The following is a 22,483-nucleotide window of genomic DNA, read 5'->3' as shown; positions in this document are numbered from 1 at the left end:
TCTGTTTGACCGCTTCCAAGGGCGCTGACACGATGACCAATCTAGCGTTCAGCTCATCCGAGCATGTCTGCGGCGCTCTGCGGCCATTAGGCTCGCGGAGGTGACCGACCAGAAGGTTAGTGCTCTCGAAAAAGCCACTGCTGCGCGGTCGGCTGCTGATTCTGTACATCCGTTCGTCCGAGTTTCCGCCGAGTGGGCGTGGCGGCTGCTGGTGATGTTCGCCGCGCTGATCGCGATCACGATGGTCGTGCAGAAGTTGGCAACGGTGGTGATACCGCTCGCCATCGGCCTATTGGCGGCCGCAATGCTGGCGCCGCTGGTGGATTGGATGCAGCGGCTCGGGGTGCCCAGGTCGGTGGGGGTCCTCGTCGCGCTGGTCGGATCGCTCGGGGTGGTCGCGGGGATCATGACCTTCGTCGTCGAGCAGTTCATCGAGGGCGTACCGCAGCTGTCCGACGAAATCACCCACAGCGTCCACGAGATTCAGGACTGGCTGATCAACGGTCCGCTGCATCTGAGCAATGAGCAGATTCGGAATGCGGGCGACACGATCGTCAAAACGATCCAATCGAACAGGGAAGGTCTCACCAGCGGGGCATTGACCACCGCGACGGTGATCGGGCACGTGCTCACCGGCGCGTTCCTGACGCTGTTCATTCTCATCTTCTTCCTTTACGGCGGCGATCAAATCTGGCACTTCGTCACCCGGATCGTGCCGACCCCGCATCGGGAAAAGGTGCGCACCGCAGGGCAACTCGGCTTCGGCACGCTGGTCGGATTCGTCCGCGCGACCGTGGTGGTGGCGCTCGTCGATGCCATCGGCATCGGTGCCGGTCTGGCGATTCTCGGGGTGCCGCTGGCATTGCCGTTGGCATCGCTGGTGTTCATCAGCGCGTTCATCCCGATAGTCGGTGCATTCCTGGCCGGGACCATCGCGGTATTCATCGCATTGGTGACCAAGGGCTGGGTGACCGCGGTGATCGTGCTCGGCATCATTATCGCGGTGATGCAGCTGGAAAGCCATGTGCTGCAACCATTGCTGCTCGGGCGGGCGGTGAGCATCCATCCGCTCGCGGTGGTGCTGGCCATTGCCGCGGGCCTCGTGCTCGGCGGCATCGCGGGCGCTCTGTTGGCGGTGCCGTTCGTCGCGGTGATGAATACCGCCATTCGGTCGCTGCTTTCGGAGAGTCCGGAGGAGGCGTTCGAGGAACTACACACCGGCGACGGGGGGCGATTCGCGGTGGAGCCGGATGAACCGGAGCCCGGCCGGTTCGATGTGGATGCGGTGCTGACCAAGGAGATGCACCGGCAGGACCGGTCGGATGACTCGGCCGGGCCCGACTGAGGCCGGCGCGGCCGAGCTGAGCGCGGACGATGCGGCGACCGCGCCGCTGTGGCGTGCCGTGCAGGCATTGCGGCTGGTCACGCTGCTCTATGCGGTCGGTCAGCAGATCGCCTCGGTGCGGTACTACGAGCATCAGCAGCTGAGCTGGGTGCTGATCGCGGTGATGGCGGTGTGGTCCGGTGCGTCGGCATTCATGTTGTCGCAGTGGCACTTTCCCGATGTGGCGCGGCTGCGGTCGTGGGTGGTGAGCGGGGATCACGTGGTGGTGATCGCGCTGATCGCCTCGACCCGGTTGGTCGCCGATTACGGCTGGTACCACGGTCATCAGACGCTGCCGACCACGCTGTGGGTCGCCAATGCCGTTGTCTCCGCAGCGATTCTGCGCGGGCCGCTCGCCGGTGTGCTCTCCGGGCTGCTGATAGCGGCGGTCATCGTGACGGTGCGCGAGCAGTGGGGCCAGGATGTGTGGGCCGATGCGACCGCGCCGGTGCTCGTCTCCATCGGGCTGGCGCTCGGACTGGCGGCCAATACCGCGCGCCGGGCGCAGGGGCAGCTGGAACGGGCCGTTCGGTTGACCGCGGCGGCCGAGGAACGGGAGCGGCTGGCGCGTGAGGTGCACGACGGCGTACTGCAGGTGCTCAGCTACATCAAGCGTCGTGGCAACGAGATCGGCGGTTCCACCGAGGAATTGGCGCAGCGGGCGGCGGAACAGGAAGTGGCGCTGCGGGTTTTGATCTCCGAACAAGGTAGGCACGGGGATACCGGTGGTGTGGATGTCGATCTGCGGCCGCTGCTGACGGTGCACGCGACGCCGTCGGTGTTCGTTTCGACGCCGGGAGAGCCGGTGCGGGTCGGGCGTTGGGCCGCGGGGGAGATCGCGGCGGCGGTGGCGAACGCGCTGTCCAATGTCGCGCTGCATGCGGGGCCGGATGCGAAAGCTTATGTGCTGCTGGAGGATACCGGTGACGAGCTGATCATCAGTGTGCGCGATGACGGTGTCGGGATTGCGCCGGGACGCTTGGAAGAGGCGGAAGCCGAGGGGCGAATGGGGGTTTCGCGATCCATTATCGGTCGCATCGAGACGTTGGGGGGAACGGCGGTGTTGCTGACCGAGGAGGCTGGTGGGGTCGGGTTCGGTACCGAGTGGGAGTTTCGGGTGCCGCGTGCGGGAGGTGTGGCGTGAGTGCTTGCGCGACGACATCTCGGCGCAGGTATTCGTCGTGAATGACGACCGGTGTGTGGAAGCTGCCGCATGAACGCACCGCAGCCGTGCCGGAAGTCGGTGTCTCCGGGCGATCGAGCGCGGAGGAGGACACTGTGACCTGGTGATGCGGCCGAAGCGATTCTTGCCCTGGCTGACGCGAGCGTGCAGAGGAGGACCTGGTGACCAGTGGTGGCGCGGCCGAGGTGGGTTCGGTCATCGATGGCCCTTGGTTGCCCGGGTGTCTGAGCGCGCGGAGGAGCACGTGGTGACCAGTGGTGATGCGGTCGAGGTGGGTTCGGTCATCGATTGCCCCGAGCTGCCCAGGAGCCCGAGCACGTAGGAGGACGATGTGACCAGCGATGATGTGGCTGAGGCGGTTCGGTCATCGATTGCCCCAAGCTGCCCAGGTGCTCGAGCGCGCGGAGGAGGACCTCGTGGCTGGTGGTGATGCGGTCGATGCGGTTCCATCATCGATTGCCCCGGAGCTGCCCAGGAGCCCGAGCACGTAGGAGGACGATGTGACCAGTGGTGATGCGGTCGAGGCGATTTCGGTGATGGTGGTGGACGACCATCCGATGTGGCGGGATGGGGTTTCCCGTGATCTGGCCGAGGCGGGATTCGTGGTCGCCGCGACGGCGGATGGGGTGGGGTCGGCTACTCGGCGGGCGGCGGCGGTACGGCCTGCGGTGGTGTTGATGGATATGCAGTTGCCCGATGGGAATGGGGCCCAGGCGACTGCGGAGGTACTGCGGGTGTCGCCGGAGAGCCGGGTGCTCGTGTTGTCGGCGTCGGCCGAGCGCGCCGATGTGCTGGATGCGATCAAGGCGGGGGCCTCGGGTTATCTGGTCAAGAGTGCGTCGGCGAGCGAGTTGATCGAGGCGGTGCGGGCCACCGCGGCTGGGCAACCGGTGTTCACACCGGGGCTGGCAGGGCTAGTGCTCGGTGAGTATCGGCGGATGGCGACCGCGCCGGTCGAACCGGATGAACCGCATCGGCCCGCACTCACCGAGCGGGAGACCGAAGTCTTGCGGATGGTGGCGAAAGGCTTGTCCGCCAAGCAGATTGCGTCGCGGCTCGGGCTCAGCCATCGAACCGTGGAGAACCACGTGCAGGCGACATTGCGGAAGTTGCACTTGGCCAACCGGGTTGAACTGACCCGCTATGCGATCGAACAGGGGCTGGAGTAGGTGCGCATGAGTTCTCGAGCAGGTGCGCATCGGTTCTCGAATACGTCGCAGGAACTGGTTTCTCGAATACGTGCCGCAACGGGTTTCTCGAGCAGGTGGCCGCAACGGTTTCTCGAGCAGGCGCGCGCAGTGGTTCTCGATTAGCGCAATAGTTCTCGTTCAGGTGGCGCAACGGTTCTCGGGCTCTTGCACGGCGGTTTCGGTCCTCAGAGGCTCCATCTGCGCCCCGATCATCCTGTGGGGGTCCGGGCAGTAGGAGACACTCGCCGTCCTACCCCGGCACTCCGTCTCGCTAGTGGGTGCCTTGTACACGAGGCGCGGTGCCCGGTGTGCGGGTTCGTCCTCCACCGCGTGTTCGTCGCGGTGGTGCAATGGAGCGCCTCTGGGCTCCGGGTGATGTGTGGGCTTGGTTCGCCGACGCGTCTGTGTGGTGAGGGCGGAGATGGTCCGGGTTTGTGCGGAAATCGGTGGGAGCGCGGGTGGGGTGCCTCGTGGCTCGGGGTGGTGTGTGGGCACAGCTCGTCTGTGCGTCTGTGTGGTGAGTGCGGAGATGGTCCGGGTTTGTGCGGAAATCGGTGGGAGTGGAGCGGGGTGCTCCGTGGCCCCAGGTGATGTGCGGGCACAGCTCGCCTGTGCGTCTGTGTGGTGGGGGCGGAGATGGTCCGGGTCTGTGCGGAAATCGGCGGGAGTGGGGCCGAGGGGACGGGGGACTCGGGGATTGCCCTGATGCGGCGGGGCTGCTGGGCTCGGTAATCTCGGATTCATGGGTGGCCCCGAATCGGTATCCAACGGTGTCGGCTCCGGTGACATGGTCGGCGATCGTGAGTTGCGTGTTTCCGATGCCGAACGCGAACATGTCGGTCAACTGCTCCAGCGCGCCGTCGGGCTCGGCATGCTCTCCCTCGGGGAGTTCACCGAGCGGATGGATACCGCGCTGGCCGCCAAGACCCGCGGTGAACTGAATGCCGTGCTGGTCGACCTGCCCGGTGTGCGACTCGTCGGCCGGCCCGCCGCACCGCCCTCGACATTCGTGAACTCCTCGCCCGCCTTCACGAAGCGGGTCTCCCCGCCGCCCTCGGTCCCGTCACAGGTCACGCCGGGGAATGTGATCCGCAGCCGACTGTCCGGGGTCAATCGCCGCGGTCCCTGGCAGGTGGCGCCCGCGCTGCATCTGAACAACTGGCTTTCCGGCGTCACCCTCGATTTCACCGAGGCGATCATGTCGACCCAGGTCGTCGAGGTGCACGTCGACGACTATCTCAGCTCACTCACCCTGATCGTCCCCGCCGAGGCCACCGTCGACCTCAACGCCGTCGACCTGATCGGCTCCAGCGTCAACAACAAGGTCCGCACCGGCCCACCCTTCGGTCCCCTGCACGTCGTGGTGCACGGCCGAATCCGTTTCGGCTCGATAACCGCCAAACACTCCCTGCGCGCCCAATGGCGCAAGTTGATGGGAAGCTGACTCGAACCGACTCGGTACGGTCGGTCGCCGGACAACTCGGGGGGCGCAATTGCGTGCAGCTGGGGCGGGCAGGCAGATTCGGTGCGCTTGGCCGTCGAGTAGCGCGGATCGCGCAAGTCCGATGAGTGAGGCGCAATTGCTCTTACAGCGGCAAGGTCTCCACTGCACTTGTCAGCAGTGGCCGCTGTGGCACAACTCGCCGATAGCGGATACGGCAAAGCACCTGCGGCTGACGCTGAACTGCTGTGGACGAGCGGATCTCGACGCCGATCAGGTATTGACGCCGATGCGGCGGGCGAAGGCGCGCAACGGGACTCGGCGATCGTGGTCCAGTAATTCGGAGACGATGTGGCGGGGCAGGGACTGGTATTTGATCCAGTCGGCGCCGCCGACGCGTTCGGCGTCGAGCAGGGCGGCGAGGGCGCGCTTGTGCTGGCCGGTGCGGGTCAGGGCGACGGCTGTATCGGTGAGGTGGCGGGCGCGGGAGGCCTGGGGCAGACCGCAATTCGCGGGCATATCCTGCGCGGCGGTCAGAGCCTCCGGATAGCGTTCGGAGCTGATATTCACATCGACCGTCTGCATGACGACTTGTGAAGGGCCGAAATAGGTTTCGTAATCGCGACGATCGACGCCGATGCGCAGCGCGACCTCACCCGCCGCTTGGACCAGCGACAACGCTTCGGGAACGTCCTGCGATCGACCAGCCGCGGTTGCGCCTTGCAGGACCAGCGATCCGTACGCGGACAAGTGTGCCGGGGCTTCGTCACCCTCGGGCTCCAGCTCCGCCGCCGCACGAAGCGCGACCTTGCGCGATTCCGCATAACGGCCCTGGACCAGCAGTTGCCAGGCGACCGAGCCGCGAATGGTGGCCAGCAGCAGCGGATCATTGCCGAGTTCGGCGGCGGCAAGTCCTTGCCGGATAGCGAGGAACGCCGGATCGGTCTGCCCGAGATGGACCAGGGTGCAGCCGGTGACCCAATACATCCGTGCGAGTAATTCATTCGCGGATGCGACCGCGCCGTTGCGGGCGGCGTGCACCGTAGCCCGCAGTTGGGTGAGTCCGGTCGGCAGGATCGAGGTCAGCAGTTCGTAGTGGCCGGTCCAGTAGGCGCCCCAGGCGTAATCGACTGCGCGACTGCCCTCGTCGAGGCCGATCGCATCCTCATCCGGGATCTCGCCGAGCAGATCGTCGACCGGGGTCAGTGCGCGCCGGATCGCGACGATACCGGCATCGGGATTGCCGGAGGGGATGCCGTGTCGCTTGCCCACCAGGTCGGAGATGTCGACATCCAGTGCGCGCGCGAGTTTTTGCAGACTGGCGATCGACGCGGTCTGGCGGCCGCCCTGTTCCAGTTTGCGCACCAGATCCACGCTGACACCGGCTTGGTCGGCGAGTTGGCGCTGCGTGAGCGCTTTTCCGCGGAAGAGCCTTATCCGCACGCCGATCGACGAATCGTCCATTTAGCCAAGTCCTTTGTTACATCCTTGTTTCAGCGTACGACGTTAAGTGATCGCGCTCACTAGAAGTGGGACATTACGTACGACTCGTTCCCGCTCGGTTGGAATACCGTTGCCTTTCTGCAACTTTGAGAATGCAAAGGGCGGCGGCAATGATCACCATGCCGAATACCACCGTGCGAGCTCTCCGCGCCGATCGCGCGTTCGAGCCAGGTGTCCAGACCAGTCGATCCGCGCGGCACACCCAGCGCGTGCGCGAACAGCACGGTCCGCTACGCAGAGGGGGCTGCCGGGTCTGCGGACGGGGTGAGGAGTAGGCCATGTTCGAGCGCTGTCACTCGCCCCACGAAATCGCGCATATGCTGCGACATCGGTACGGACTGCCGGTCCAACTGCTGGCGGGTCGCCCGATGATCACCACCGGCTCCATCCTCGGCGCCCTGGTGATGCCACCGGATCTCGGCCGCAAAGTCCTGGGCACCCTCGACCGGACCTACACGGCCCCGGTAGTCGCCGAACCCGGCGAACGCACCTGGACCTTCCTCGTCGCACCACCGAGCCCGGCCACCCCGGTCGAGATCAGCGTGCGCCGCTGCCTGGCCGGACATCACGTGACCGTCATCCCCCCTGGCCGCCACGTCCTGCTCCCCACCACCGATTCCCAACTCGGCTGGCACTGGGCAGGCGAACCGACCCCCGGCGTCCTGCGCATGCCACCCCGGTCCGCGGTGATCAATGCGGTCTACCAGGTCACCAACATGCGCTCCCACACCCTGCAGTAAGCGCCGACCCCCGCCTGCCACGACCGGGCGGGGGATCCGGTGTAGCACTGCGGCGGTGGGCCTGGGTGACTCGGCCGCGCAGATGGAAGTCGAGTAGATCCCGGATGAGTACCAGTGGTTTCTACTCATGTTCCGGTGCAATCGAAAAATCAGCATTGGAGACATGACTACGTCTATCGATCCCGCGCTGATTTCGCGGTTGTCCGGTGAGTTCGCCGCGTTGGGAACGCAGATGGGCGTCCTCGGCCGAGATCTGGATTTGTTACGAGCGCAGGTCGTCGCCGATTCGGTTGCGGCATCTGCGGTTTCGCGGGAGTCGACCGGCTTCTCGGTTCGCGGAGAGTATCCGCTCGGTCCGATCCCGGTGCCGCTCGGTGCAGGCGGTGAGCCTGCGTCGGGAGCCGCAGGGGCGGTCGGTGGCCAGACGGTTTTACCGGACGCTCCCGTAGCTCCCTCAGCTGAGCCGACGTGCGGCGCTGGGCAGGATGCAAACGCCACATCGGCAGTCTCGGGGGAGTCGGCTGCCGACCGGAGATCGACGGCGCGGTCCGACGCTGCGAGTGCCCCGACACCCGAAGCGATCTCTGGTGCTTCCGGTGTGCCTGTCGCGGGCGCGTCGCTGGATGCTCGGACCATGCCCGCGGGGAGTAGGTCGGATGCAGCGGCCGCGGGTACTGCCGCCTTGTTTGCAGGGGACGCGGTGTCAGCTGTGCCTACAGCAGGAGAGACTTCCGGTGTTCCGGTTGTGCCTGCAGGGGGCGCGGTGCCGCAGCAGTCACCTTCTGCTGATGTTGCGGGTGCTCCAGTCGTGCCTGCGGCTGGTGCGGCCCCGGGTGTTGCGGCCATGCCAGCGGAGGGTGCGTCGGCGGTCGCGGGCGCGGCCTCGGGTGCTCATTGTGTGTCTGCGGAGGCTGCGGTGTCGGGTATGGGTTCGGCAGGTGCGAGGCCTGGTGTTCCGGTTGTGCCTGCAGGGGGCGCGGTGCCGCAGCAGTCAGCTCCTGCCGGTATTCCGGGCGCTCCCGCCATGCCTGCGGCAGGTGCGGTGCCGGGGGTGCCCGCCGCTTGGGCGGTGCCTGGTGCGGGTCCGTCGGCACCAGTTCCTGGTGGGGTGGGGCGGATTCCAATGCCGCCGACCGGCCCTTCGGGGTGGGCGCGGCCGCTGCCTGGGTATGGCGTGCCGGGCGGTGTCGGGATGTCCGGGTGGGCTGCGGGGTCGGGTGGAGTGCCGGGGGCTTCGGGTACGCCCGGCGGGTTTGTGCCGCCAGGACCGCGTGGGGCGGTTCCGCCGCGGCCGCCGGGGTGGGGTGGGGCGCGTGCGGCGAAGACGCCGTGGTGGCAGCAGGAGGGGATGATCAGTCGGGTGCTGGCGGTGGCGGGGGTGGGGGTGACACTGATCGGGGTGGTGATGCTGTTGGTGCTCGCCGCGCAGGCCGGGTTCTTCGGACCGGTACCGAGAGTTGTTGCCGGGGCGGTGTTCTCGGCGGCGCTGGTGGGCGCGGGGACGCGGGTGTTCGGGCGGGTCGGTGGTCGGGTCGGTGGAATTTCCTTGGCTGCCACCGGCATTGCCGGGGCGTATCTGGATGTGGTCGCGGTGACGGCGATCTACGAGTGGTTGCATCCGGTGGTCGGACTCGCCGTGGCGCTCGGTGTTGCGGCGGGTGGGGTCGGTTTGGCGATGCGGTGGCAGTCGCAGCCGCTCGCGGTGCTCGTGGTCGCGGGTGCGGCGTTGTTGTCACCGTTCGTCACTTCGGAACTGGTGCTGCTCGCATTCCTGATCGTGTTGCAGTTGACCTGTGTGCCGGTGCAATTGGTCCGCGACTGGCCGTTCCTGCATGTGGTGCGCACGGTACCGGCGACTTTGACGACCTTGCTCGCCATTGCCGTCGCCGTCGTCGACGATCCGGCGCAGGGCCGGGTGTACTGGCTGCTCACCGCTGCGGTGGCGATGGTGGCGATCGGGTTGGTCGGCGGTGTTCTGGTGGTGCGCAGGCGATCCGGCGATATCGTCGCCGCGCTGAGCTTCGCGCTCTCGACGGTTCCGCTCCTGGCCGCCCCCGCAATGTTCGAGCGGCACTCGGCCGCCTTGGTCGCGGCCGTTTATGCGGCGGTCCTGTTGGCCGTGGCGGCGTTGCATATGGTGCCGAACTTGCGTGAGCTGGTGCGGATTCCGGGTTCGATCGCATTCGTCTCCGCGATCGCCGGTTCGTTCGCGCTGCTCGAAGCGTGTGTCGGCGTGACGCGAGTACAGACCCTGCCCATCGCACTGTTCCTGGTGGCGCTGTGCTACCTCGGGTTGGCCGGACAGCGGCGCTCCCGTATTACCGCCGCCGTCGGCGCGGCATTCACGTTGGTCGGCTCGGTAGCATACTTCACCACCGTGACTCCGGAAGTGCTTGCAGCACAACGGCTTGCACAACTGCGTCTGAATCTCGCCACCGCTCTGGGCGCCGTCCTCGCACTCGCGGTCATCGTTGTGGGCGTCTGGTGTGCCCGGAGACTCCCCGGCATGACGAAGGGCGGAACCGACGAGTCGACGCTGTTCGTCGTAGCGAGCATCGCGGGCCTGTATGCGGTAACCGCCGCAGCGGTCTCGATCGGAATCGCGACCGGCAGCGCCGACGGTTTCATCTTCGGCCACAGCGCCGCCACCATCCTGTGGATGGCCGCCGCGACGGCCACGCTGTTCTTCGGTCTGCGCAACCTGTCCCGCTCGGCCGCCGTCGCCAAACTGGCACTCGGCTCCGGACTGCTCGTCACCGCAGCCGCCCTGGTCAAACTGTTCCTCTTCGATCTCGCCACCCTCGACGGCCTGGTCCGAGTAGCAGCCTTCCTGGTGGTCGGCGTCCTCCTGCTCCTGGCAGGGACCCGCTACGCTCGAGCTTTCGCCGAAGCCGGTGCCACCAACCCGGATTCAGCAGAACGCTGACAACTGCGCCGAAACTCGAGCCACCGGCGAAGACCCAGCGGAAGCGCCCGCGCCACCTCCTCGTCGGTACCAACGATGCGTGCCTTCGCCGAAGCCTGTGTTGCATAACAAGATTCAGTGGAAGCGACCCGGCTGAACCGTTCCGATCGTCGGCGGGCACACGGATACCCAGCATCCGTTGGACTCGAGGCGATCTCGTTGGATCGACTCGGCGTGTGTCATGCACCTGGTTGTTCGAGCCCGGCGCAGATCAGGTCGACGATGCGTTCGGGTAGCGTCTCGTCGATCGGCTCGTGGGTGAGTAGGACTCGCATGTGGAACGGGGCGATGATGGTCTCGAGCACCAGGCTGGCATCGGTGGTCTGCGGCAATTCGCCTCGCTGAATACCACGTTCGATGATGACCGAAGCCAGGCTGCGGCGCGATTCCCAGAACCTGCGGCGCGCTGCTGCGACGGACTCGTCGTCGACATGCACGGCGGCCGCGCGGGTGAAGGTCGCGCCGGCGGGCTGGGACAGGAATGCCGCTACCGATCGGGTCAGCGCGAGGAGGTCGCCGCGCACCGAGCCGGTGTCGGGCACTGGGATGTCCTCGCCGCTGGTGGCCAGCATCGCATCGACGATGAGGTTCTCTCGGGTGCGCCACCGGCGGTAAATCGAGGTCTCGTGGACACCGGCACGGGCCGCGACCTCGCCGACACTGAAATTATTCAGACCATGTTCGAGCAGCACGCTGACCGCGGCCTCGACAACCGCTCCACGTACGCGTGCGCTGCGGCCGCCGGTACGCCGCGGCCGATCTGCTGACTCGGTCACCCACTCACCTTAACGCAAGAATCCTTGCGTTCTAGTTCGGTGCGCGTTAGCGTACTTATCGCATTATTACTTGCGTTAAGGAGTGGATATGGTCAACTGGGATGCGCCGACCATCGACATCGCGCCCACTGCGGACCCAGTCGGCTACCACAGACTGCATCCGGACCGGGGCATGGAATTCCAGCTCAACCGATTCCTGCAGTGGATCGGACCCGATGCCCTTGCCGAGGTCGGCGCGGCCGCCGAGCGGATCAGCTCCTACTCCGAGTGGATCACGGTGTTCCTCGAGCTGGCGCAGCAGGCACGGGCCGACGGTCGCGTGCTGCCTGCCGCATACTACGACCGGGCGGCAGAATTCTTCATGCCCGTCGACGACCCGCGCCGCGTCCCCGCTCGCGATCGATTCGTCGGCGCGATGCGCGATCTTTACCAGCTGTCTCCGGTCGACGTGTCCTACGGTGCGGCCGCATTGCCGACATACGAGGTGCTGCCCGAGGGCCCTTCGCAAGGCGTCCTCGTCGTCTGTGGTGGATTCGACGAGTACACCGAGGAAATCTTCCCCCTGCTACTGACCGGAGCCCGCGCCGGATACCGCGTCATCGCCTTCGACGGCCCCGGCCAGGGCGGCGCTCTCGAAGACCACGGACTGCCCCTCACGGCAACCTGGGAACACCCGGTCGCAGCCGTGCTCGATCACTACGACCTCGATGACGTCACCTTGATCGGCATCTCACTCGGCGGCGGACTCGCCATCCGCGCCGCCGCCTTCGAGCCCCGCATCCGTCGCGTCGTCGCGCTCGACGTTCTCGATGACTTCCTCGAATGCGTTGGCGGACAAGCCTTTCCCGGCGCAACCCCGGCACTGCGCCTCGCCGACGCCGCCCGCGCTCGCCCCATCGTCAACCTCACCGCACGCCTGGCCGCCGCCCGCAAACCGATCGCCGCCTGGGGCCTGCGCCAGGGCATGCATGTCACCGGCACCGCCGACGCCTACACCTTCTTCCGCGTCGCCCGCACCCTGTCCACCCGCACCATCTCCGACCGCGTCACCGCCGACGTCCTCCTGCTCGCCGGAGCCGACGACCACTACGTGCCCGCACACCAACTCCACCGCCAAGCCGCCGCGCTGACCCACGCCCGCTCCATCACCACGCGCTTGTTCACCGCCGCCGAACAGGCTCAAAACCACTGCCAAATCGGCAATATCGGCATCTGCCTGCACACCATCCTCGCCTGGCTCGACGATCATCAGCCCGCCGCGGAGGACAACCTGAGCCCGACGCCGATCCGGTGAGTCATAGGGTTCGCGCCGAGCGGCCCGCAAAAACCGCTGGCATCGAAGCTGCTCAGTGTCGTTCAGCCGTCACCGACAAATCCGCTTCCGGCACCCGGGTAGGAACTGATGTGGCTCGTGCTGAAACGAAAGCCGCAGCCGCACAACGCGTTACTCGCGATCCCGCCGCCGCAGCAACTCGTTCACGCTGACTGTCCGCCCGTCCGCGCTGTGATGCCGACCTTCGTCGGGCTGGCCGATGCGGCGACGGTTGGACCGCAACTCGGCCATCCAGTTTTCGATGCTGCTCCGGTTGTCGTCCGAGGCATCGTCATTCGACGGGGCGGGGCGTTCCGATGGCGCGTGGTGGGTCGGATGGTCCGAAGCCGGGACCGGCGTCTGCTGAAGCGGTGGCGGGGGAGGCGTCGGTGTGGGCGTAGGCGGAATCGGACGAGTCGGTTCCGAAGCTCCCGAAATCGTCGGAATCGGCCGCGGCCGAATGGGCTCGGGTGCGGGCGGCGCCGACTGGCCGAGCGGCGCAGGCGGCAACCCCGGCGCAGCCGATGCCTGTCCGGATGGCGGCACGGGCGGCCCAGGCGGTGGCGTATGCAGCGGCGAATTCGCCCGCGGCCGAGTCGGATCGTGTGGCGCGACAACCGGCCGCGGCGGCACCGGTGGTTCGGGCGGGAGCTTCGCGAAATGCTGCGTCGGCGCCTCCGCCTCGATCTCCTCGACCGTGCGCCGCCGCCGCGGTGACCGCGACCGAGTACTGACGTTATCGGTGAGCGCGGGCATCTGCATCGTCACCGGATCGGTGATCGGCGTGGTCTTCACCAGGTCGACGACCTCGCCCCCGCCGGGACGTTCGTCGTCCAGAATCGGCTCGCCGAGCCCGATCTTCTGCTGCACCTTCTTCATCCACGCCGGCGCCCACCAGCAGTCGTCGCCGAGCAGCTTCATGGTGGCCGGGACGAGCAGCATGCGCAGAATCGTCGCGTCGATGAACAGCGCCGCGATCATGCCGTAGGCCAGATACTGCATCATGACCAGATCGGAGAATGCGAACGCACCGGTCACCACGAGCAGGATGAGCGCGGCCGCGGTGATGATGCGCCCGGTCTGCGCGGTACCGATGCGCACCGCCTCGGTCGTCGAAGCCCCCTGCGTGCGCGCTTCGACCATGCGCGACAACAGGAATACCTCGTAGTCGGTCGAAAGACCGTAGATAACCGCGATGATCAGCACCAATACCGGTGACATGATCGGCTGCGGCGTGAAGTTCAGCAGGCCCGCGGCGTGCCCGTCGACGAAGATCCACGTCAAAATGCCGAGCGTGGAACCCAATCCGAGTGCGCTCATCAACGCGGCCTTGATGGGCAGCACCAGTGAGCCGAAGGTGAGGAACATCAGCAGCGTGGTCACGAACAGGACCAGCGCGATCATCCACGGCATCCGGTGCAGCAGCGCGTCGATGCTGTCCTTCTGGATCGCGGGCTGTCCGCCGACATACATCTGCACGTCGTCCGGGATTTCGAGGGAGCGCAGATAGTCGATGGTCGGATCCGGATTCTCCGAATCCGCCAGTGTCGCGCTGGTGCGGAACACTTCCTTGTCCGTGTTGGACTGAGCGGGCACGTCGAAGGTGCCGTTCAAGCCGGGCGCCTGCTTGGCCGCGGTCCACACCTTGCCGACGTCACTGCTGTTACCGGAGACGAAAACCAGTTGGATCGGATCGGACTTGCGTAGCGGGAAGATCGAGTCGAACTTCGCCTGCGCGAGCCGGGTCGCGTTATCCGGCGGCAGATACCGCTCGTTGATACCGCCGAAGGCCAGATTCCTGACCGGAATGATCAGCAGCAGCAACAGGATGCAGATCGGGATCGCGATCTTGAGCGGATGCTTCATCACCCAGCGGGTCGACTTGCCCCAGAAGCCGTTCTCGACTTCCTCCGCGGTCTTGGTCTTGCGGAATCGCTTGAGCCCGAGCAAATCCACCCGCGACCCGAGAATGCTGAGCATCGCGGGCAGGATGGTGATGGCGGTCAGTGCCGCCAGCGAGACGGTCGCGATGGAGCCGTAGGCGATCGATTTCAGGAAGCCCTGCGGGAACAGCAGCATGCCGCCGAGGCTGGCGATGATCATGGTCGCGGAGAACACGACAGTGCGACCTGAGGTCATCACCGAACGGCGCACGGCCGCCCGGGTGTCGTAGCCCTCGGCGAGTTCCTCACGGAATCGACTCACGATGAACAGGCCGTAGTCGATGGCCAGACCGAGACCGATCATCGAAACGACCGGCGAGACAAACGAGTTGACCTCGGTGAACTGGGTGACGAAACGCACGATGCCCCAGGCACCGATCACCGTCAGACCACCGACGATCAGTGGCAGTGCCGCCGCGACCACACCGCCGAAGATGAAGAACAGCAGCACCGCGACCGCGGGGATGGCCAGGATCTCCATCCGCTTCTGGTCGGCTGCCATGGTGTCGTTCAGCGTGCCCGCCACCGCCTGCAGGCCCGCGACCTGCACATCGACGCCCGGAATGGCGAAGGCATCCTTCACTTTCCGGAAGTTGCGCACCATATCGGTGTCGTTATTGCCCTGGATGGCGACCGAGGCGAAGGTGTACTTCTTATCCTTCGAACCGAATGTCAACGGTGACGCCGGACCGGTTTCGGTCTGCCAGTAGGCGCCGTTGATCTTGGAGATCTCATCCGGATGTTCGCGCGGCAGCGAATTGAGGCTGTCGACGATCTTCTGCCGGAATTCGGGATCATCGATCGTCTTACCGTCCGGTGCGGTGTAGAGCACGATCACATCGCTGTTGTGATCACGTCCGAACGCCTCGTCGGACAACTTGGCCGCCTTGGCCGATTGCGACGTGGGATCGTCCCACCCGCTGGAGCTGAGATGGTCTTCCAGGCCCAGGCCGTAACCGCCGAGTGCCAAGAGTGCGGCCGCGACCATGCCGATGACGGCGAAGCGCAGCCGATAGACCAGATCGCCCCAGCGTGTGAACACTAAGCGACTCCTTGGGCAGGGCGAGAGGTGAGCAGCGCCGACAGCGGCCGGAACGGCTGCAGCCAAGCTCCCTCGTCGGGCAGCGAGTCGAGGCTGACCCTGGGCAGCGGTTCACGGAACACGCCCGGGATGTCCTCGAGATCTACGAACTCGAGGGTATCGGATGTTACGGCCCAACTCGCATGCTCACGGAAGCCGAGTATCTGAACGGGGATTCCGTTGGCGGCCAATCGTTCGAGCGGTTCGCGAAATGCCTGGCCATCGGCGGAGGCGACCATGATGCCCGCCAGCCCGGCACCGCGGCTGCGTAGCTCGATGTGCGCGAGCATATCCGCGTCGACATCGGAGTCCTCATCGATCTTGGGCTTGGCGAAGACCGCGTAGCCGACATTGCGCAGCGCCTCCACCCACGGCCGCACCACATCGGCGGTGCCCGGCGCGATATTGGTGAAGACGGTCGCCTCCGGTTCGACCCGGGTCACGCTGCCGACCGATAGTTCGGCGGTGCGCGCGAGCAGCCAGCGGCCGAGCGCGTCGAAGCGCGGTCGATAGGCGGCGGTCGGGCGGCCGCCGAGGATCGCGCCCAGTCCCATATCGAGGTTCGGGGCGTCCCAGACCAATAGCACCCGACGCACATCGGGCGTAACCGCGCCGATCACCTCGGATCCGGTTCCGTGCACCTCCCCGGCAACATCTACGACCTCGTGGGCCATCTCACCGACACTCATCATCCGATCTTCCCCCATATGAACTCGTTGATGGCGCTTCCGGCGCGATGTGCCTTGCCTTCGAATTTCGTGACGGGCCTTTCGAAGCCGATCGGTGCGGTGTCGCGATGCTCGGCGCTGACCCCGCCCGTGGTCTCGTTCAAGCCGATGAGCTGCGGTTCTGCGGCGCCGACCGCGGCGATGAATTCGGCGTAATCGGCGTGGTCGGTCGCGACGTGCAACACACCGCCGGGCCGCAGGCGATTGGCGATCAATGCGAATGTGGCGGGCTGCAACAGCCGGCGTTTATGGTGTCGCGCCTTCGGCCACGGGTCGGGAAAGAAGACTCGAACGCCCGTGAGCGACTGCTCAGCAATCATATTTTCCAACACATCCACAGCGTCACCGCGCAGCAGCCGAATGTTGTCGATCTGCTCGCGCTCGATGCGCTGCACCAGTTGCGCCAGACCGGGCTGATAGACCTCGATGCCGATGAGATTCAGATGCGGTTCCGCCTGTGCCATCGCGGCGGTGGCGGTGCCAGTCCCACAACCGATCTCGATGACGAGCGGGGCCTCGCGGCCGAACCAGGCGGTGGCGTCGAGTGGTTCGTCGGCCACATCGCGACCGATCTTGGGCCAGGTGCGATCCCAGGATTGCTGTTGGGTCGCGGTGAGTGCGCCCCGGCGCGAGCGGAAGCTCGTCACGCGGGGGTACAGACGAGAGCTCGAGCCCTTTCGGGATCCACCGTCCGCCGGAGCCGGAGCTGTGGACGGCGGTCCGGGAACTGACTCGGCAGTATGGTTCGCGGCGTCGTTCACGCGCTCCATTGTCCAGCATCGCAGGATGCGGGCAGCAAGCGGTCGTAGCGGATCGCTTGCGGGTCACCCGAGGCGAACGGTTATGCGGCGCGTACGCGGGGGATTCGAGCGGCGGGCTCGGTCTCCTGACGCAGCGGCTTGCCCAGCGCCACCTTGACCGCGGTGCCGAGCATTTCCCACAGTCCACGCACACCCGTGGGCGAGGCGGCGACCGACCACACCGTGCTGTCGCCGACTTCGCGCACCGGTTTTCCCGCGAGCCGATCGCTCAGCCAATCCAGGCTGATCGGCGTGGCCAGCGGAAGCAGCGAGAAGTGCTCGCTGAGCCGGTCGCGCACATAGGTGACCTGTGCACCGCCGCGGCGATACCGCTCGACCTGGCCGTCGACGCCGTCCATGTGGATGATCTGGTCGTGCACCGGCTGCAACACCAGCAGCGGGCAGGTCGGGATGGAGTGACCGAGCCGCAGGTCGTCGAGCATGGCCTGCATATCGGGCGCGGCGAGCACCTCGGCGAGCGGACGGCTCAGATGGTGGCCGACATCTCTTTTGACGAGCCCGAGAACCGCCGCGAACGGTGTCGACCGTTCCGCGCGTTCGATGAGTCGCAGACCCTCGGCATCGCAATCGCTGTCGAATACCTCGGCCAGTGCCGGGTAGAGCCTGCGTAGCGCGGCGATCACGATCGCGGGCAGCCCGGCGTAATGCCCGCCGTTGAGTCTGGTGAATACCTGGCCGGGATCGCCGACCGGCGCGCCGAGTACCGCGCCGACGATATCGAGCTCCGGAGCGTAGGTCGGCGCCATCTCGACCAACCACGAACTGGCCATACCGCCGCCGGAGTAACCCCAGACCGCGATCCGGGTATCGGGGCGCAGACCCAGCGGCGCGAAGCGCAGCGCCGCGCGGATCCCGTCGAGCCCGCGGTAACCGGGTTCGCGCGGCGCGCCGAAATTCCCGTGCGGGCCCTCGTGATCGGCGATGCTCACCGCCCAACCCCGGCGCAGCGCGTTGGCCACCAGCATCCATTCGAATTGGGTGACCGAGCCGAGTGCGTGGGCACCGCGACGCAGTGCGTAGGAGGGGGAACATCGCTCGGCGACCGCGTCCATGGCGGTCTGGAAGGCCAGCAGCGGGCGGTCTTCGTTCGGGTCGGCGTCGAGCGGCAGCAGCACCGTGGTGACCGCCGCTTCCGGGGTGCCGTGCATGTCACAGCTGCGGTAGAGCAGCTGCCAGGCCGAGACCTGCTGCGGTACAAGACCGAACAGTGCGAGTTCGACGCGACGGCTGCGCAGGATGGTTCCGGCCGGCCGGGCCGCGAAACCCTTCGGTGGACGGAGGAATGGATCGCTACTGGGTAGCAGCGGCTTCCGATCGCCGGACGCGTCCGGCTCGACACCGATGACATCGACGGTCACGGCAACCTCCTCATCGAGACCAGCGGAACGGATTCCGCCTGGTCGGCTGCCGCGTTCGAAAAGCGAAGCTGCGCACCGACGATGGTGCCGACCATCCCGCCAGATTAAGTGACCATGGCATCTGTGGGAACCCCGAGGTAGGGGGCTTGCCGCCGCACTAGACTGCGCGCATGAGCAGACCGACTGTGTTCATCACCGGTGCGGCGGCGGGTATCGGCCGGGCCACGGCCCTACTTTTCGCAGCACAGGGGTATCACGTCGGTGCATACGATATCGATGAGGTTGGGCTGACCAGGCTCGCGGCCGATATCCACGCCGCCGAAGGCAGTGTGCGCACCGGGGTGCTGGATGTGACGAACGACACTCACTGGACCGAGCGTCTCGCCGAGTTCAACGGTGACGAGAACCGGCTCGACATCCTCGTCAACAATGCGGGCATCCTGCGCGCGGGTTCGTTCGAATCGATCGATCTGGCCACCCACCAGACAATCATCGACGTCAATCTCGGCGGGGTCATAGCGGGAACGCATGCCGCGTTCAGCTATCTGCGCGATACGCCCGGTGCTCAGGTGGTGAATCTGTGCTCGGCGTCGGCGATCTACGGTCAACCCGAACTCGCCAGCTACGGTGCGACCAAGTCCGCGGTCAAAAACCTCACCGAGGCACTGGATCTCGAATGGGAGCACCACGATATCCGAGTGATCGCGGTGTGGCCGCTGTTCGTGGCCACCGCCATGGTGGACGGAGTGGAAACCGGTACGACCAAATCGCTCGGCGTGCGTCTGACCGCCGAGGATGTCGCGCAAGGGATCTGGGACGCGACCCGCAAGCGCGGACGGCTGCCGCGGGTGCACTACGAAATCGGCGCGCAGGCAAAGGTACTGGCGGCCGCCGCGAAATACGCGCCGAACTGGGCCGTGCGGACCGCGAACAAATACTTCAGCGGCAGCTGATCCGTTCGAGCGACCTGCAAGCAGGCGCTACGGCCCGTCCGCCCGGTATGTCTGCAAGAATGGCGCACCGAAAAGGGGGTGCGAAGCTTTGCCGACAGCCACCGAATCCGACGGGCCCCGGATCCGATCGGGCGGACCCGCACGGGAACTGGACCAACTCGACCACCTGCTCGCGACGCTGCGCTCGGGTGCCGATCCGCGGATCGTGGGCCAGGTGGGGACCGCCATCGCGCGCTGGCGTCGGCCGCCGCGCATTCAGGTGACCGGGCGGGCGCATACCGGGCGGACCACCGTGCTGCACGCGCTGGCATTGATGTCGGCGGTGGAGACGGCGCCGATCGACGAACCGGGCGTGGCCGATCCCGAACTCGACGCCGACATCATCGTCTACGTGCTCTCCGGTGCGCCACAGCCCGCGGACCGGCGGATTCTGTCGGAACTGCCGCCGGAGCGCACGGTCGCGGTGCTGAACAAGGCCGACGCCATCGGATCCCGCTGGGGTGATGCGGTCGCCGCCGCCGAGCAGTACAGCGGCGGACTCGGGACGGTCACGCTGCCGGTGGTCGCCTCGCTGGCCGTGCGCACCAGGGCCGGTGCGGTGAGCGAGGCCGATATGGCCACGCTGCGCCGCCTGGCCGAAACCGCGGATCCGGCGCTCACGCTTTCGCCCGACCTGTTCGTCGCGGCATCGGCCGGACCGGATGTCGCCGAGCGCGAAGAACTGCTGCAGCATTGGGATCTGTACGGCGTGACCTGCGCGCTGTCGGCATTGCGGCAAGACCCCGAACTGGGCCCGCACGCACTGCTGCAGATCATGCACGCGGCCAGCGGTATCGATCCGCTGCACCGCTTACTGCACCGCCGCTACGAACAGGTCTCCGCGCTGCGCGGCGGCGAACTCCTCGACGAACTGGCCCGTCTCGCCGCCCGCGCCGTCCCGGCCGACGGCGCGAACGCACGGGACATGCTGGAGGACTACCTCTTCGGCGACGACGCCCTCTGGCTCGGCCTCTGCGCGGGCCTCGCCTACCCGCAGGTCGCCCACCTGGCCGCCGGGTATCGTGCACCCGCGCCCTCCGATGCCGACGACGCCCTCGCCCGCGCCGCCCGCTGGCGCGCGGTGGTCTCCAGCGATATGTCCCCTGCGGCTCGCCGCGCCGCCCTTCGCGTGCACAACGGCTACATCCGGCTATGGGAACGGATGAGCAGTGCCGGACTCTGAGCAGCCGGATTCCGCACGCATGGAGCCGTCAGGCTCGGGTGCACCTGAGCGCGACGAATCTGCTACCGCTGCACGCCAGTCCGCGAGTGGTCCGGCGGCACAGGCATCGCCGACGAGTGGGGACGAATCGGCTGGACCAGCGGTTGCGTCACGCGGATCGACTCCTGTTCCGAACGGCGGGGACCCTGATGGATCGCCCGCTCCTGGGAAGCCGTCGCTGACTCCTGAGGTCGAGGCGGTCATCGCACGGTGGAACCCGCAGGGAACGGCGCTCCTACGAGCGGTGCAGGGCACGGGGGTGGCGTCGGCGGTGTCGTTGATCGGGCCCGATGACGCCAATACGAGCCTGTTGCGCACCGAACTGGCTCGGTTCGAGCCGCGGATACCGCTCTCGGATCCGGTGTCCGATGCGAGCGCGGCGGTGGAGACCACGTCGCCGTCGGGTAATGCGCCGTCGGCGGTCGCGCTAATGCTGTTGGACGCGGGTAGCGCCCTCGGCGCGGACACTGTGCACATGGTGCAGCGCCTGCGCGCCGACGGCACCCGGGTCCTGCTCGCCATGAACGGCATCCACGCCTATCAGGACTGGCGCGCGGTGCAGGCGCACAACCTCGAACTGCTTGCCGCCCAGGGCATCGACGATCTGGAGATCGTGCCGGTATCGGCGCGGCTCGCGGTGGCGGGCCGATCGGCTGGAGATGCGGGTCTGCTCGATCGCTCCGGCCTCGGTGCGCTGCACGCGGAGCTCGCGGCGGCCACGGCCGGCGCCGAATCCGAGGACCGGGTCGCCGCGGTCACCGCGCGCGTGTTGACCGATACCCGCCGACGGGTCGCCGAACAGGTCGCGGTGCTGCGTTCCGGCGCGGAACCGATCCAGTGGCGCGAAGAACGCGCCGTACTGCTCGCCGGACGTGACGGCGGCCGCGCCACCGCCATGTCCACCCTGCGCAGCCAACTGCATCTGGCCAGGGTCGATCTGATGACCGATGTCGGGGCCCGGGTCCGCGCGCTGCACGCCGCCGCCCGGGGTGAGCTCGACCGTTTGCGCCGCGCCGAATTCGACGGCTATCCCGAACGCCTACAGCAGGCGGTCAACGAACTGACCAACGTCGTGGACGGAACCGTCGACCAGCGGCTGTCCGAGCTCGCCGACCGCCTCGGCGCAGCACCGGAACACGACCGCGACATGCCACCGCGTTGGCGCGATCCGGCCCCGCGTGTCGGTCCGGATCCGGAGCCGCGGCACCGAGGTGTCGAAGATCACCTCATGATCGCGCTGGGTGCGTCCGCTGGGGTCGGCATCGGCCGCCTACTGGTCGCCCCGTTCTCCCTCGTGCAAGCCCTCAATTTCGCGGTCCTACCCGTGACGCTGCTGCTCGGCGCGGGTGCGGCGGCCTGGGTGGTGCGGGCCCGCGGCCAGGTCGCCGACCGTGCGCACCTCCGTCAATGGGTCTCCGACGCGCTGGTCAATGCGAAGGCCCATTTGGAGCAGCGGGTCGCTACCGCGCTGGTGGAATCGGAGACCGCGCTATCGGACCGCGTCATGCGCGCGAGCACCGAGCGAATCGTCGAAATCGACCGTCAGGTGGCCGAATTGGAGGCCAGACTGCGCCGTGCCGCGGCCGAGCAACCAGGACAGCTCGCCGCCTGCGAACGCGATATCGCCATACTCGACCGATATCGGACTTCTTTTGACTAGGTAACTTAGTGGGTAGTCCTGGGGAACCCGATTCCGTACTGGTCGTCACATCGCGTTAACCTCTTAAGCAGGAACCTGGGCGTCCGCTTCGTCCTTGTACGCGGTCCAGCCATGACGCGCTTTCGACTGGTCGTAGCGGGTGCCTTCCCGCCAACGGTGGCGCTCGGTGTGTTCGCGCTGGTCA

The 22,483-nt window shown here is 66.8% G+C and carries 16 protein-coding genes; 10 read left to right on the top strand and 6 right to left on the bottom strand.

The annotated features are described in order from the left end of the window. Positions 1 to 100 precede the first annotated feature (100 nt). The 4 genes from ACFYOW_RS11030 (at position 101) to ACFYOW_RS11015 (ending at position 5,201) form a co-directional block, all read left to right on the top strand. Positions 101 to 1,345, top strand: a complete 1,245-nt coding sequence (locus tag ACFYOW_RS11030) for an AI-2E family transporter (protein WP_387286714.1) — start codon at positions 101 to 103, stop codon at positions 1,343 to 1,345. Continuing rightward, positions 1,323 to 2,528, top strand: coding sequence for a MacS family sensor histidine kinase (macS, locus tag ACFYOW_RS11025; protein WP_387286712.1), 1,206 nt, complete (start codon positions 1,323 to 1,325; stop codon positions 2,526 to 2,528). Before ACFYOW_RS11030 ends, macS begins: the two co-directional genes overlap by 23 nt. A gap of 575 nt (positions 2,529 to 3,103) precedes the next feature. Continuing rightward, positions 3,104 to 3,736, top strand: coding sequence for a response regulator (locus ACFYOW_RS11020; protein WP_387287477.1), 633 nt, complete (start codon positions 3,104 to 3,106; stop codon positions 3,734 to 3,736). 763 nt (positions 3,737 to 4,499) lie between these two features. Beyond that, complete coding sequence (locus ACFYOW_RS11015; protein ID WP_387286710.1) at positions 4,500 to 5,201, top strand: DUF1707 domain-containing protein; 702 nt, start codon at positions 4,500 to 4,502, stop codon at positions 5,199 to 5,201. Between the two features lie 270 nt (positions 5,202 to 5,471). Here ACFYOW_RS11015 and ACFYOW_RS11010 read toward each other — a convergent pair whose 3' ends face one another. Next, positions 5,472 to 6,662 (bottom strand): helix-turn-helix domain-containing protein, encoded by a 1,191-nt coding sequence (locus ACFYOW_RS11010; protein WP_387286708.1) that lies wholly within the window; start codon positions 6,660 to 6,662, stop codon positions 5,472 to 5,474. 317 nt (positions 6,663 to 6,979) lie between these two features. Between ACFYOW_RS11010 and ACFYOW_RS11005 the strand changes: the two genes are divergently transcribed. Continuing rightward, complete coding sequence (locus tag ACFYOW_RS11005; RefSeq protein WP_387286706.1) at positions 6,980 to 7,441, top strand: hypothetical protein; 462 nt, start codon at positions 6,980 to 6,982, stop codon at positions 7,439 to 7,441. 1,348 nt (positions 7,442 to 8,789) lie between these two features. Beyond that, positions 8,790 to 10,367 carry a DUF2339 domain-containing protein gene (locus ACFYOW_RS11000; protein ID WP_387286704.1) on the top strand — a complete coding sequence of 526 codons (1,578 nt, stop codon included), beginning with the start codon at positions 8,790 to 8,792 and terminating at the stop codon, positions 10,365 to 10,367. A gap of 218 nt (positions 10,368 to 10,585) precedes the next feature. Here the strand turns inward: ACFYOW_RS11000 and ACFYOW_RS10995 are convergent, their stop codons facing one another. After that, positions 10,586 to 11,182, bottom strand: a complete 597-nt coding sequence (locus ACFYOW_RS10995; protein WP_387286702.1) for a TetR/AcrR family transcriptional regulator — start codon at positions 11,180 to 11,182, stop codon at positions 10,586 to 10,588. Positions 11,183 to 11,270: 88 nt separating this feature from the next. Between ACFYOW_RS10995 and ACFYOW_RS10990 the strand changes: the two genes are divergently transcribed. Continuing rightward, complete coding sequence (locus tag ACFYOW_RS10990) at positions 11,271 to 12,476, top strand: alpha/beta fold hydrolase (protein ID WP_387286700.1); 1,206 nt, start codon at positions 11,271 to 11,273, stop codon at positions 12,474 to 12,476. Between the two features lie 150 nt (positions 12,477 to 12,626). Here the strand turns inward: ACFYOW_RS10990 and ACFYOW_RS10985 are convergent, their stop codons facing one another. The 4 genes from ACFYOW_RS10985 to ACFYOW_RS10970 form a co-directional block, all read right to left on the bottom strand. Continuing rightward, positions 12,627 to 15,479, bottom strand: a complete 2,853-nt coding sequence (locus ACFYOW_RS10985) for an MMPL family transporter (protein ID WP_387286698.1) — start codon at positions 15,477 to 15,479, stop codon at positions 12,627 to 12,629. Further along, positions 15,479 to 16,207: an NYN domain-containing protein gene (locus tag ACFYOW_RS10980; RefSeq protein ID WP_387287475.1), complete on the bottom strand. Its 729-nt coding sequence runs from the start codon at positions 16,205 to 16,207 to the stop codon at positions 15,479 to 15,481. The genes ACFYOW_RS10985 and ACFYOW_RS10980 overlap by 1 nt, the downstream gene beginning before the upstream one ends. Then, complete coding sequence (trmB, locus tag ACFYOW_RS10975; protein WP_387286696.1) at positions 16,207 to 17,016, bottom strand: tRNA (guanosine(46)-N7)-methyltransferase TrmB; 810 nt, start codon at positions 17,014 to 17,016, stop codon at positions 16,207 to 16,209. The genes ACFYOW_RS10980 and trmB overlap by 1 nt, the downstream gene beginning before the upstream one ends. 71 nt (positions 17,017 to 17,087) lie before the next feature. Further along, positions 17,088 to 18,425 carry a lipase family protein gene (locus ACFYOW_RS10970; RefSeq protein WP_387286694.1) on the bottom strand — a complete coding sequence of 446 codons (1,338 nt, stop codon included), beginning with the start codon at positions 18,423 to 18,425 and terminating at the stop codon, positions 17,088 to 17,090. A gap of 170 nt (positions 18,426 to 18,595) precedes the next feature. On the opposite strand from ACFYOW_RS10970, the gene ACFYOW_RS10965 reads away from it, so the two are divergent. The 3 genes from ACFYOW_RS10965 to ACFYOW_RS10955 all read left to right on the top strand — a co-directional run bounded on the left by ACFYOW_RS10965 (position 18,596) and on the right by ACFYOW_RS10955 (position 22,299). Continuing rightward, a complete protein-coding gene (locus ACFYOW_RS10965; RefSeq protein WP_387286692.1) occupies positions 18,596 to 19,378 on the top strand; it encodes an SDR family oxidoreductase in 783 nt (260 codons plus the stop codon). Between the two features lie 88 nt (positions 19,379 to 19,466). After that, entirely contained in the window at positions 19,467 to 20,600 is a 1,134-nt protein-coding gene (locus tag ACFYOW_RS10960) for a hypothetical protein (RefSeq protein ID WP_387286690.1), read from the top strand. A gap of 310 nt (positions 20,601 to 20,910) precedes the next feature. Beyond that, positions 20,911 to 22,299 carry a hypothetical protein gene (locus ACFYOW_RS10955; RefSeq protein WP_387286688.1) on the top strand — a complete coding sequence of 463 codons (1,389 nt, stop codon included), beginning with the start codon at positions 20,911 to 20,913 and terminating at the stop codon, positions 22,297 to 22,299. Positions 22,300 to 22,483: the final 184 nt, after the last annotated feature.

It is taken from the genome of Nocardia sp. NPDC006982 (genome assembly GCF_042869435.1).
In the GTDB taxonomy this organism is placed as follows: Bacteria; Actinomycetota; Actinomycetes; order Mycobacteriales; family Mycobacteriaceae; genus Nocardia.
Note: the sequence above shows the minus strand (reverse complement) of the source record. Positions and strands in the feature narration are given on the sequence as shown.

Excerpts from the sequence above, each read along its gene's own strand:
- ACFYOW_RS11020 (WP_387287477.1), top strand. The coding sequence starts at position 3,104 with ATGGTGGTGGACGACCATCCGATGTGGCGGGATGGGGTTTCCCGTGAT.
- ACFYOW_RS11000 (WP_387286704.1), top strand. The coding sequence starts at position 8,790 with ATGATCAGTCGGGTGCTGGCGGTGGCGGGGGTGGGGGTGACACTGATC.
- macS (WP_387286712.1), top strand. The coding sequence starts at position 1,323 with ATGACTCGGCCGGGCCCGACTGAGGCCGGCGCGGCCGAGCTGAGCGCG.
- trmB (WP_387286696.1), bottom strand. The coding sequence starts at position 17,016 with ATGGAGCGCGTGAACGACGCCGCGAACCATACTGCCGAGTCAGTTCCC.
- ACFYOW_RS11005 (WP_387286706.1), top strand. The coding sequence starts at position 6,980 with ATGTTCGAGCGCTGTCACTCGCCCCACGAAATCGCGCATATGCTGCGA.
- ACFYOW_RS10965 (WP_387286692.1), top strand. The coding sequence starts at position 18,596 with ATGAGCAGACCGACTGTGTTCATCACCGGTGCGGCGGCGGGTATCGGC.
- ACFYOW_RS10980 (WP_387287475.1), bottom strand. The coding sequence starts at position 16,207 with ATGAGTGTCGGTGAGATGGCCCACGAGGTCGTAGATGTTGCCGGGGAG.
- ACFYOW_RS10990 (WP_387286700.1), top strand. The coding sequence starts at position 11,271 with ATGGTCAACTGGGATGCGCCGACCATCGACATCGCGCCCACTGCGGAC.
- ACFYOW_RS11015 (WP_387286710.1), top strand. The coding sequence starts at position 4,500 with ATGGGTGGCCCCGAATCGGTATCCAACGGTGTCGGCTCCGGTGACATG.
- ACFYOW_RS11010 (WP_387286708.1), bottom strand. The coding sequence starts at position 6,662 with ATGGACGATTCGTCGATCGGCGTGCGGATAAGGCTCTTCCGCGGAAAA.